Origin of the sequence: uncultured Solobacterium sp. (genome assembly GCF_963550625.1) — a bacterium.
Taxonomy (GTDB): Bacteria; Bacillota_I; Bacilli_A; order Erysipelotrichales; family Erysipelotrichaceae; genus Bulleidia.
In genome coordinates, this window is record NZ_CAUVCV010000006.1 from 35,351 (window position 1) to 48,065 (window position 12,715).

At 37.8% G+C, this 12,715-nt stretch carries 11 protein-coding genes; all 11 read left to right on the forward strand.

The window, feature by feature from the left end; all coding sequences use genetic code 11:
- Positions 1-120 precede the first annotated feature (120 nt).
- Entirely contained in the window at positions 121-1,071 is a 951-nt protein-coding gene (locus RYK16_RS04805; RefSeq protein ID WP_314851140.1) for a DUF2232 domain-containing protein, read from the forward strand.
- A complete protein-coding gene (locus RYK16_RS04810; protein ID WP_314851142.1) occupies positions 1,046-3,016 on the forward strand; it encodes a DHH family phosphoesterase in 1,971 nt (656 codons plus the stop codon). Before RYK16_RS04805 ends, RYK16_RS04810 begins: the two co-directional genes overlap by 26 nt.
- Positions 3,000-3,449, forward strand: a complete 450-nt coding sequence (gene rplI, locus RYK16_RS04815; RefSeq protein ID WP_314851144.1) for a 50S ribosomal protein L9 — start codon at positions 3,000-3,002, stop codon at positions 3,447-3,449. Before RYK16_RS04810 ends, rplI begins: the two co-directional genes overlap by 17 nt.
- A gap of 2 nt (positions 3,450-3,451) precedes the next feature.
- Positions 3,452-4,813 (forward strand): replicative DNA helicase, encoded by a 1,362-nt coding sequence (gene dnaB, locus RYK16_RS04820; RefSeq protein ID WP_314851146.1) that lies wholly within the window; start codon positions 3,452-3,454, stop codon positions 4,811-4,813.
- A 14-nt stretch (positions 4,814-4,827) separates the two neighbouring features.
- On the forward strand, positions 4,828-6,333 hold the full coding sequence (locus tag RYK16_RS04825; protein ID WP_314851148.1) for a peptidoglycan DD-metalloendopeptidase family protein: 1,506 nt from the start codon (positions 4,828-4,830) through the stop codon (positions 6,331-6,333).
- Positions 6,333-7,154 (forward strand): MBL fold metallo-hydrolase, encoded by an 822-nt coding sequence (locus RYK16_RS04830; RefSeq protein WP_314851149.1) that lies wholly within the window; start codon positions 6,333-6,335, stop codon positions 7,152-7,154. Before RYK16_RS04825 ends, RYK16_RS04830 begins: the two co-directional genes overlap by 1 nt.
- Positions 7,078-8,118 carry a S1C family serine protease gene (locus tag RYK16_RS04835; protein WP_314851150.1) on the forward strand — a complete coding sequence of 347 codons (1,041 nt, stop codon included), beginning with the start codon at positions 7,078-7,080 and terminating at the stop codon, positions 8,116-8,118. The genes RYK16_RS04830 and RYK16_RS04835 overlap by 77 nt, the downstream gene beginning before the upstream one ends.
- Positions 8,115-8,591: a 23S rRNA (pseudouridine(1915)-N(3))-methyltransferase RlmH gene (gene rlmH / locus RYK16_RS04840; RefSeq protein WP_314851151.1), complete on the forward strand. Its 477-nt coding sequence runs from the start codon at positions 8,115-8,117 to the stop codon at positions 8,589-8,591. Before RYK16_RS04835 ends, rlmH begins: the two co-directional genes overlap by 4 nt.
- Before the next feature lie 121 nt (positions 8,592-8,712).
- Positions 8,713-8,979 carry a phosphocarrier protein HPr gene (locus RYK16_RS04845; RefSeq protein WP_006525883.1) on the forward strand — a complete coding sequence of 89 codons (267 nt, stop codon included), beginning with the start codon at positions 8,713-8,715 and terminating at the stop codon, positions 8,977-8,979.
- 80 nt (positions 8,980-9,059) lie between these two features.
- Positions 9,060-10,742 carry a phospho-sugar mutase gene (locus RYK16_RS04850; RefSeq protein ID WP_314851153.1) on the forward strand — a complete coding sequence of 561 codons (1,683 nt, stop codon included), beginning with the start codon at positions 9,060-9,062 and terminating at the stop codon, positions 10,740-10,742.
- A 148-nt stretch (positions 10,743-10,890) separates the two neighbouring features.
- Positions 10,891-12,714, forward strand: coding sequence for a 1,4-alpha-glucan branching protein GlgB (gene glgB / locus RYK16_RS04855; protein ID WP_314851155.1), 1,824 nt, complete (start codon positions 10,891-10,893; stop codon positions 12,712-12,714).
- Position 12,715 lies beyond the last annotated feature (1 nt).

The following is a 12,715-nucleotide window of genomic DNA, read 5'->3' on the forward strand; positions in this document are numbered from 1 at the left end:
AATGATGAGACTTTCCATGAAAGTGATTTAGCAAAACCTAAGGGAATCGAATTTGGTTGGTTATGGTATAATATTGGCATGCGAAAAGCAACTTTTCATAGTGCTTTTTGGGAGATTATTATGAATCAAAATGTAAGAAAGATTACCGAAGGGGCAATGATGGTTGCCTTAATCGGCGTATTTATGTTAATCGATAGACAGTTCCAAGGAACATTCAGCAGTATGTTTGTGTTCCTATTACCATTACCAATGGTATATTTTGGAGCGAAATATGGACTGCGTGATAGCTTGATGGTTTTAACTGCTATCATCTTTGTGTCCTTTATTTTCGCAAGTCCATTTGCAGTATTCTTCTTTGTCGCTGAAGCGATTATTGGTTTGGTATATGGATGTGGTATCTATCAAAATGTAGAGAGTAAGAGGTTATTGTTAAGAACGATGGTTCTTGGAGGTCTTACAGAACTACTTGCGGTTGTGATTAATGTGGCTATCTTTGGTGTAAGTTTTGACCAACTTGTATTAGAATTACGTGAAACTTTTGATATGATGCAACAATCAATGGGTTTAACGGTAAATACAAATGTGGATATCAATGTATTATTGCGTAATGTATTCTTCGTAAGTACGCTGATGTTAGGTGTATTAGAAGCGATAGTGACACATATTTCATCAAGATTATTACTCAAGAGATTGCGTATGAAGATTCCTGAAACAACACCGCTCTATCTATATTTTCCGCCTAAGTGGATTGGATATGTGGCACTAGTTGGAATGTTTGGGTATCTCTATATCGGTTCTGGTTATATTAAAACAGAACCGGCTCTAACGATTATTTCAGCGTTAGGTACGTTTGCTTATTTCTATCTGACAGCGATGGGTGTTGTTGGATTACTTGTTATGATTGGATTAATGGCAAAGGAAAGTCGCAAAATCTTAACATTTGTAGTGTTTATCTTAGCGATAGTTATGTCATTTCCAGTTGCAATTTATGGATTTTTATATATCACGACAAATATGCATCAACGAATAGTAGAGGAGGGATATCATGCAACAAAAAATGAATCGAATTAAACAGCTTGTTTTTGTGGCACTTGCTATCCAACTTGCTGTTGTTATCTTATTGCAGTTGATTTTCAAATTAAATATCTTGCCAGGTATCTTGGTATTGATTGCAGAGGCTCTCATAGCAGTGTATCTCTTAGAGTTTTTTCAATCTGCGAATGAAGAAGAGGCCATTGGTCTAGAAAAGTATTTAGGTGGTTCTTACGCGGATGCGTATCTAGTTGGTGGCGTAGGTATGATGAACTATGATGAAAACTATGTCATTACTTGGCAGAGTGAGCTCTTCAAGGAGAGAGGACTTGATCGTATTGGTTCTAAATTACTGACCTGGTTACCTGAAGCAAATGATATTATTTCCGGGGAAACAGAAAAGGTTAATGTTCAGATTGACCAATATGTTTATGAAGTAAGTAAGCGTGAAAATGCACCGACGATATTCTTTAAAGATATTACACTTTTAGATAAGTATCGTGGTAAGTATAACGAAGAACATGTTGTACTAGGTCTAGCTAGTTTTGATAACTATGAAGAAAGTACGATGTATGCGGATGATGCGGATATTGCAAATATCAATGCGACAATTCGTACACCGCTCAACGAATACTTCCAGCAGTACGGTGTATTCTTAAGAAGATTAAATAACAATCGTTACTTATTAGTACTTAATGAAAGAATCTATCGTGAGATTGCGGCAGATCGTTTCTCAATTCTAAATATTGTACGTAAGGCTTCACAGAAGGCTGAAGTATCTATCACATTGTCTATGGCTTTCGCCAAGGGTAGTTCAAACTTTGCGGAACTTGATGAGACAGTTACAAAGTTAATGGATCTTGCGCAAACGCGTGGTGGTGACCAAGTTGCGATTCAGGTAGTTGGCGAAGATGTTAAATACTTTGGTGGTTCAACTGAAGCTGCCGAGAAGAGAAGTCGTGTACGTGTACGTGTAATGGCACATGCATTACGTGACCTTATTCAACATTCTTCCAACGTAATTATCTGTGGACATAAGAATGCGGACTTTGACTGTATTGGTTCTGCAATTTGTTTATCCAAGATGGCATCTGCTTTCAATAAACCGGTCAGCATTATCGCTAAGACGGGTGGTATTGAAGAAAAGTTAGAAGCTGCAATGAAAGAAAATGAGCAGGAACTAGCAGAAGGTGTAACATTTGTGACGGAAGGTGAAGGAATCAACCAACTTAAGGATGATACACTTGTTATCATGACAGATCATCACAACATTCTACAGTCTAATGGTGCAAAACTATTGGAGATGGCGAAACGTATTGTGGTGATTGATCATCACCGCAGAAGCACAGATATGGGTGTAAAGCCTATTCTAATATATATCGAAGCTGGTGCTTCCAGTACTTGTGAAATCTTGACTGAAATGATTCCATTTATATCAAGTAAAGTAGATATTTCTGAATTAGAAGCTACATTCATGCTTGCAGGTATGACGATTGATACACGTAAGTGGCGTGAAAGAACAGGTGTACGTACCTATGATGCGGCGAGTGCTTTACGTAAACTCGGAGCTGATCCTCAGGTTGCATATGACTATCTGAAAGATACATATGAAGAGTTTGCATTAAAGAGTGCAATTATGAATGCAAGTGAAAGTTATCCAGATGGTATCGTAATTGCAGCTGTAGAAAACGAGAAGATTACGCGTTCAATTATGAGTCAGGTTGCGGATAGTTTATTAAGTATTCAAGATGTAAAGGCAGCCTTTGTTATCGCGCAGGATAAGAGTACAGGAATCAATAGTATTTCTGCACGCTCAAATGGTGAAATTAATGTACAGGCAATTATGGAAGCTATGCATGGTGGTGGACATATGACAGCTGCCGCAACTCAACGTAAGGATGCGACAGTAAAAGAACTCAAAGAAGAGTTAATTCATATTATTGAACAACAGAAGAAGGAGGCAGATGATGAAAGTAATTCTTAAACAAGATGTTAAAAAAGTAGGGAAGCGTGGAGATATCGTTGATGTTTCTGATGGTTACGGAAGAAACTTCTTAATCGCAAGAGGACTTGCAGTGGCAGAATCTAAGGCTAGTTTAGAAATCTTAAAAGAACAGAAATCAGAAGAAGCTGCACTAGAAGCACAACGTGAACAAGAAGCACGTGAAAAAGCTGCGTTATTAGAAAATACAGTAATTACTTTCACTGTGAAGTCTGGTAAAGAAGGAAGAGTCTTCGGTTCTGTTTCTACAAAGCAAATTGTTGAGGCTTTGAATAAAAAAGGTATTACAGTCGAAAAGCGTAAGATTATTGATACAGAACCAATTCATAGTCTTGGCACAACAAGAGTGAAAGTTGAATTGCACAAAAATGTTATCGGTACAATCGTTGTAAAAGTACTGGGAAGTGAGAACTAAATATGCCACGCGTATTACCTTCTGCACCTGAGGCAGAAGCTAGTTTACTTGGAACCATGCTTGTATACCCAAGTTCTTCTCGTACAGCATTAGAAGAAGGGCTTGAAGCTGACGATTTCTTTATCGAAGCCAATCGTCGTATCTATCATGCATGCGAAGAACTGTATCAAGAGGGTACACAGATTGACTCTACAACTGTTGCGACACGTTTAAAGGATACGGATTTATTAGACAAGTCTGGTGGAATGGAATACATTCTAAATTTAATGAACGCTGCAGTCACAAGTGCGAATACATTAACCTATGTTAATTTAATTCGTGATAAGGCGATGATGCGTCGTATGATTGAAGCTGCTGAAAGAGTTGTGGAAGAAGGCTTTAATGGACAGACGGATTTAAATGATTATCTTGATCGTTCAGAGAAAGAAATCTTGAATGTATCTCGTAACCGTAAAGCGGGTGAGTTTAAGAATCCTAACGATGTCTTAAATGAAGTGTTAAAAACAATTCGTGCAGCATCGCAGAATTCATCTGAGATTACGGGGTTAAAAACAGGCTTTAATGATTTCGACCGTATTACACATGGTTTACAGCGTGGTGATATGATTGTCTTGGCTGCGCGTCCATCTATGGGTAAAACAGCGGTTGCCTTAAACATAGCGATGAACGTTGCACTCATTCCACAAGCTCAAAAAGGTGCGATTGCGATTTTCTCACTTGAGATGGGCGCAGAACAGTTAGCGATGCGTTTGTTAAGTGCGAAGAGTCACATTCAAGGTGATAAGTTAAAGACAGGTCGTTTAACAAATGAAGAGTGGAATCGTATAAACGAAGCCTCAGCAGAGTTAAAAGCTTCGAATATTTATATCGATGATATGGCAGGAATCAAGATTCCTGAAATCTTCTCAAAGTGTCGTCGTTTGCAGGCAGAGCATGGTTTAAATATGGTTATGATTGACTATATCCAGTTGATTAGCGGGCCATCCGATCGTTCTGGCGTAAATCGTCAGCAGGAAGTATCTGATATCTCTCGTAGCTTAAAAGCACTTGCACGTGAACTAAATGTTCCGGTTGTAGCCTTGTCACAGTTAAGTCGTAGTGTTGAAGCACGTGAAGATAAAAGACCAATGTTAAGTGACTTACGTGAATCTGGAGCGATTGAGCAGGATGCCGATATCGTTATGATGTTGTATCGTGAGTCATACTATAACGAAGAAGCAAAAGAACAAGCTAGAGAGTCTGGAACAGAACGTTTAGAAATCAATCTAGCAAAGCATCGTAATGGTGCAACAGGTAGAGTTTATGTAGCGTTTGAAGCAGATACGAACGCACTATATAACATTGCCCCAAATAAACCACAATAATGAAGGAGGAAGGCATGAAAAATTTGATTGCTGTAACGGTATGCTTAGTGTTATCAATCGCAATTGTAATCGTGCCTTCTTTTTTCTATCCTTCCTATGAGGGTGTTGTGGCTGGGACAGTTGGTGATTTTAATCAAACTGTTGAAATGATTACTTCTGATGTGCATAAAGTATATAAGTTGTATCAAGATCAAAAGTTGATAGGTATTATAAAAGATAAAACTTATATGGATGAACATCTAAATACCGTTTATGATAAAAAGTATGCGAGCATGTTTCCAAATACACATATTAGTATTGCTAGTAACATGTATCTTGTTGAAGAGATGAGCTCAAATGTCTATACAGATGTAGATGCTAAAATCATGCAGTATTTAGATGACCATTCTCTATATAGTATTGCTTGTAAATCAATCTCTTTCTCAAACGAAGATGAAGAGTATGCAAGAATATTTGTAAAATCAGAAGAAATTTATCAAGAAGCGTTACAAAAGTATTTATCCTATTTTATTGATGAAAGTACCTTAGAAGCCATTCATGAACACCAGACAATTTCGAATCTAATGGAATATGGTGAAATGACAATGGGTTTTAAAATCAATGAAACAATACAGATTGCGGATGCGTACGCATCCGTAGGAGAGATTAAGACTACGGAAGAAGAAGTATTACGTTACTTATCCTATGGTGATAATGAGAGCCTTGAATACTATACGGTTGAAGAAGGAGATACACTAGCTTCAATAGGTATACAGAATTACGGTTTAACTGTAGAGCAGTTAATGCGTATCAATCAAGATGTAATTACAGATGTAAACCAAAAATTAACTCCAGGCACAAAACTATGTGTAACTTACTTTACTTCACCAATCGATGTATATGTTTATAAACAAAGATTACAGAAGGAAACATTGTTCTATAAGACCTCTGTATTAGAAGATAATACGGTTGAAACTGGTAAAACAGTGGTTAGACAGATTGGTGCGAATGGTTCAAAGAATGTACTCTATCATGAAACATGGGTGAATGGAGTATTAAATGCTGGACAAGAGTTATCTTCGGTTGTAACAGCAGCAGGACAAGATGAAGTGATTGCGATTGGAAAGAATAGTGATTTAGGTATTGGTAGTGGGAACTTAGCCTATCCTGTTGAACATCCTGAAATCATCTGTGAGTATGGCTGTTATACAGGGTTTGAGTCGATTGATTTTATCAATCGATATAATCGATGGGGAAATGTACTGGCTGTTGATACAGGAAGTATTAAAGAAAAGGGTTATACAGATGAGTTGGGTAACTATGTAATCATTGACCACCATAATGGGTATCAGAGTGTATATGGGCATATGTACTTACCGTGCTCATTAGAAGTTGATACCATTGTTAGAAAAGGCGATGTAATCGGTAAGATTGGTATGACTGGTAAAGCGACGGGACCACATTTAACATTTAGCATATATAAGGATGATGAGCCAATAAATGCATGTTCTACATTGATGAATTGTGAGGATTTGAACTGATGATGGAATTTGCATTATTAGCGAGTGGTTCAAAAGGGAATAGCTTTGTGATTGTGGACGGTACTACAAAAGTTATGATTGATTGTGGTACAACAAAGAAATATATATTTGAGCGCTTAAAAGAACTTGAGATATCATTAGATGATTTAGATGCGGTATTAATCACACATAATCATTCTGATCATATCTCTCAAATTAAACATTTCTCATCATTACCAATCTACTCACCGATTGAGATACCAAAGATAGATACCTTTTATGTAAAACCTGGTTCCTCCTTTACGATTGAAACTTTGCGCTTTACACCAATTGCACTATCGCATGACGCGTTAAATACAGTTGGATATATTGTTGAAAATGGAATTGAAAAACTGGTATATATCACAGATACGGGATATATCAATGAGAAACATATTCCACGTATTAAAGATGCGGATTACATCGTGTTAGAGTCTAACCATGATGTACAGATGCTAATGGCGACTAGTCGTCCACAATTTACGAAACAGCGAATCTACAGTGATACAGGGCACTTATGTAACGAAGATTGTGCAGCTGTAATAGATCAAATTGTTACAGAGAAAACAAAGATGATTATTCTTGCGCATTTAAGTGAACAAGCAAATACACGCAAGAAAGCTTTAGATACAACAATACATGCTTTACAAAATCATCGGGGTTCACTGCATGAAAATTTACTAGTATGTGCAGCAGGACAATATGAGATGATTAGAAAGGGTATATATGATGAAAAAGTTGATGCCGGTAGCGTTAGCGCTATTATTGGTATGGAATCTAGTCCTAACAATGATGCTGATTAGGAATCTTCAAAAGAATAATATAGGTAATAATTCTCTTGAGGATATGAATAGTACAAACTATACAACATCAGACTATACTAGTGCGATAGAAAAGAGCAGAAGTAGTGTAGTAACTGTAGAAAGTGATGGATCTTACTATAGTGGTATTATCATTGCAAAAGAGAAGGAAACAGTACATATATTAACAACAACAAAGGCTATAAAGAATGGAAGTCCTAATGTAGTGTTTGATAGTGGTGTGCGTGTTACTTCTACAATTATTGGAGATGATGCTGATAGTGGATTAGCTGTTATTCAGGTTACAACAAACTTTGAGGTAAAACCGTTTACAATTTTAGATACAAATGTTTTAGCGCAAGGTGCTAATGTCGTAGTGATGAGTGGTAGAAATCTAACGACGGGTAGTGCTGTTGTTAGCAGTGGTATTACTTCAGAACCAGGTGTATGGCGTATGAGCAGTACAACTACTTGGTTATCTTCCATGCTAGAAATGGATACACCAATTACTTCGATTCAAGAAGGTGGTGCAGTAATCGATTTAAATGGGTCACTTGTTGGAGTAGTGGCAAGTCAACCATATCAAGGAAATTCTCGTATGGAGTATGCAATTACTGCAAACGAAATTAAACTGATTTATAATGCAATCAAGTCAAATGGAAAAGTGATGCGTGGTGCACTAGGTATTGTGGTACGCAATGTATCAAGTATGCTTGCATATGAGAAGAGTGCGCATGGCATCAACATTGATATGAAGTCAGGATTATATGTTCAAACAGTAGTTGAAAAGATGGATACAGAAGACGGCCTTCAGGAAGGAGATATCATCACAATGATTGATGGTATTGAAATGACATCTTATCAAGATGTGCTTACAAGATTGTACATGCATTCTGCTGGTGATACTGTGAATGTATCTATTATCCGTGGTGGTGAAAGCAAGCAGATAGGTGTGGTTCTGCAATGATTAAGATTATTGCCTGTGGCAAACTCAAAGAGAAGTGGATGAAGGAAGGTATCGCTGAGTATATAAAGCGTATCCGTCCATACGATAAGATTGAAGTAGTTGAAGTTCTGGATGAAAAAGCACCAGAGACAAATTCTGCTGCTGAAAATGAGCAAGTAAAGATTGTAGAAGGACAGCGGTTGTTAAAGAATGTACGTGATGATGAATATCTCATCTTGTTAGATCTTGCAGGACAAGATATCGATTCTGTGGCTTTGGCAAATAAAATCCAGGATTGTTATAACCATGCTAGAAGTAAGATTACATTTGTGATTGGTGGTTCTTTGGGGTTGAGTAGTGAACTGATTGCGCGGGCTGATTTCCGTTGGCGTATCTCAAAAGCAACCTTTCCACATCAACTTTGTAGAATATTAGTGGTAGAACAAATTTATCGTAGCTTCCGCATTCTACATAACGAGCCATATCATAAGTAAATTTCTAACATAGAAATATTGTATCGAATTGCAACTTCCTACAATGTAAACGCTTGTATATGAAACAAGTATGTTATAAAATACAGATATAGTAAGTAAAAATGATCAGGAGGATAAACCAATGAAAGAGATTACTGTTACAGTTGTTGACCCAGTAGGATTACACGCACGTCCTGCTACAGTAGCTGTAAATGCTGCAAGCAAGTTTAAGAGTGAAGTAAAGGTATCCTATAAGGGACGTACAGTGAATATGAAGTCCATTATGGGAGTTATGTCACTTGGTATTCCTACACAGTCTGAAATTACAATTTCCTGTGAAGGTGATGACGAAGACTCAGCTGTTAAGACAATTGAAGATGTTCTTCGCGCTCAAAAAGTTATTGCTTAATAGATAACGATAAGGGGAGAAAGATGTTTTGACATCTTTCTTTTTTCTTATGTTAAAATAAGAATAAGGAGCTAAAAATTATGTATTTAGATGAATATAAACGTTGGCTATCTGCAAATTTAATCGACTTTGATTTACACGCAGAATTAGCTGGTATTGAAAATGATGAAGAAGCAATCAAGGAAAGATTTGCAGTATCTTTGAAGTTTGGTACAGCTGGTTTAAGAGGTACTCTTGGTGCTGGTACAAACCGTATGAATATCTGGGTTGTTCGCCAGGCTACACAGGGTGTCGCTGATTGGGTTAAGACACAGGGTGGTACACAAACTGTTGCAATCAGTTATGACAGCCGTTTAAAGGGTTGGACATTTGCGAAGGATGCGGCTGCTGTATTAGCAGCAAATGGTATTCATGTTCGTCTTTATGATGAACTAATGCCTGTACCTGCCTTGAGCTTTGCAACAAGATACTATCAATGCAACGCAGGTATCATGATTACTGCATCTCATAACCCTGCAAAATATAACGGTTTTAAAGCATATGGACCAGATGGTTGTCAGATGACAGATGACGCGGCTGCGATTGTATACGATCAGATTCAGAAGACAGATGTATTAACAGGTGCAAAATATATTTCCTTTGCGGAGGGTGTAGCGAAGGGTCTTATTCAGTTTGTTGGTGAAGGTTGCAAGGAAGCACTCTATCAAGCAATTGAATCTAGACAAGTTCGTCCAAACCTATGCAAGACCGCAGGTTTGAAACTTGTTTATTCCCCATTAAATGGTACAGGTCTTGTGCCTGTAACACGCGTTTTAAGCGATATGGGTATTACAGATATTACAATCGTTCCTGAACAGGAATATCCAAATGGATACTTTACAACATGTTCATATCCAAACCCTGAAATTTATGAAGCCTTAGAAAAGGGATTGGAACTTGCGAAAAAGGTAGGAGCAGACTTGATGCTTGCGACTGACCCAGACGCTGATCGTGTAGGTATCGCAATGAAGTGTCCGGACGGTTCATATGAACTCGTATCCGGTAATGAGATGGGTGTACTTTTATTAGACTATATCTGTGCTGGACGCATTGAAAAGGGCACAATGCCTAAGAATCCAGTAGCCGTGAAGTCTATTGTATCTACACCTTTAGCAGATTTAGTTGCGAAGCACTATGGTGTTGAGTTACGTCATACATTAACGGGTTTCAAGTGGATTGGTGATCAGATTGCACAACTTGAAGCAAATGGCGAAGAAGAACGTTTCATCTTTGGTTTTGAAGAGAGCTATGGTTACCTAGCGGGCTCTTATGTACGTGACAAGGATGCGGTTGTTGGTTCCATGTTAATCTGTGAGATGGCTGCGTACTATCGTAGTATTGGTTCTTCCATCAAACAGCGCTTGGAAGAAATCTATGCACAGTATGGACGTTTCCTCAATCAGGTAGATAGTTATGAGTTTGCAGGTCTTTCTGGTATGGATAAGATGGCTGGCATTATGAATACTCTACGTACAAATCCACCAGTAGAATTTGCTGGACGTAAGGTTGTATCTGTAACAGACTATAACAAGCCTGAAGAGACAGGATTACCTAAAGCAAATGTACTGATTTTCGGTTTAGAAGATGGTGCGACAGTAGTGGTTCGTCCTTCTGGTACAGAGCCTAAGATCAAGACATACTTTACAACTTTAGGTAAAGACTTGGCTGAAGCACAGAAGGAAAAGGATGAGTTAGCAGCAGTACTTAAGCCTTTATTCTCCTAAGAAATTTGAATACAGATAGATGCAGGTTGATATCTGCATCTTTTTGTTTGGAATTCTATGTTTGTTTGTACGTTTTTCGTCATCTATCTGTATCTATTCAATACTGGCAATGTTAAAATAAATGTAACGTAGTTACGGAGGATCACATATGAATTTAGAACGTATCATTGAAGAGTTTCATCAGGGTCATTCATTGAATGCATACGAGGTGTTTGGCGCCCACTTTGTGGACGGTGGGGTTCGCTTCACAGTATATGCGCCTCATGCGGAAAATGTATGGGTTGTTGGATCATTTACAAACTGGGATGAAAATCAAATTTTGATGGAAAGAATGAACTTCCAAGGTGTATGGACAATTACAGTTCCATATTTAAATGAGTGGGAAATTTATAAATATAAGATTCAAACAAGAACAGGAAATATTCTATATAAGGCTGACCCATTTGCTTTCTATAGCGAAACAAGACCAAATACGGCTAGTAAGCTAGCTGATTTAAGCAAACTATCTTGGACAGATGAAAAGTGGCTACAAGAGCGTAGTTTAAACTTTGATAAGCCAATGAATATCTATGAGTTATACGTTGGTGGTTGGAAACGTAATGGTGAGCATCCATACTCCTATGACATGCTTGCAGATGAATTGATTCCATATATCAAAGAGAATGGTTATACGCACATTGAGTTAATGCCTTTGAGTGAGTATCCATTTGATGGATCCTGGGGATATCAGGTAAGTGGATACTATTCCCTAACAAGTCGTTATGGAAATCCACAGGAATTTAACCGCTTTGTGGACCGCTGCCACGCGGCTGGAATTGGTATTATCATCGACATGGTGCCTGTTCACTTTGTAAAGGATGACTTTGGGTTACGTTACTTTGATGGAGAAGCATTATATGAATATCCAAATGAATATGACGCAAACTCTGAATGGGGTACGATGAACTTTAACTTATGGAATGAAGAAGTACGTTCCTTCTTAATGTCATCAGCTGCTTTCTGGGTAAATATGTATCATATGGATGGTATCCGCATTGATGCGGTTTCTAACCTCATTTATTGGGCTGGTAATCGTGATAGGGGTACGAATGATGGTGCTATCTACTTTGTAAAACGCTTGAATTACTACATGCATAAGGAATTTCCAACTGTCATGATGATTGCGGAAGATAGTTCTGATTTCCCTAACGTAACAGTAGCGACGGAAAAAGATGGATTGGGCTTTGACTATAAGTGGGATCTTGGTTGGATGAATGATACGCTCAAGTATTATGGAACAGATCCTATCTACCGCTATTATGATCACCACAAGTTGACTTTCTCAATGGCATACTTCTATAGTGAGAAGTTCTTAATGCCATTTAGCCATGACGAAAATGTACATGGTAAACATACTGTCATCGACCGTATGTGGGGTGATTATGATGCGAAGTTTGCACAAGCAAAGAACTTGTATGCATACATGTATGCGCATCCTGGTAAGAAGTTAAACTTCATGGGCAATGAGCTGGGCTCCTTCCGTGAGTTTGATGAAACTCGTGAAATTGACTGGGAATTACTCCAGTATCCAAAGCACTATTCCTTCAATTTATTTATGAAGAAGTTAAATGAGTTATATTTATCGCATGCATGTTTGTATGAAGCAGATTATAGCTATGATAGCTTCAAGTGGATTGATGCGGACAACAATGTACAAAGTGTATATTCCTTCTATCGTAGTAGTAAGGATGAATACCTTGTGTGTGTATTGAACTTAAGTAATACAACATATGAGAATTTTGAGTTAGAAATGCCACAAGGTGGATTCTATAAAGAAATATTAAACTCAGATGACCAAATTTACGGTGGTAATGGAATGATCCATCCTAGAGCAATTCGTACTTCGAAGAAAGATGGAAAGAATATCTTGAAGATGAATCTTGCACCATTTGCGGCAGTTTGGTTTGTAGCAAAAAAAAGAGGTAAGAAATAAA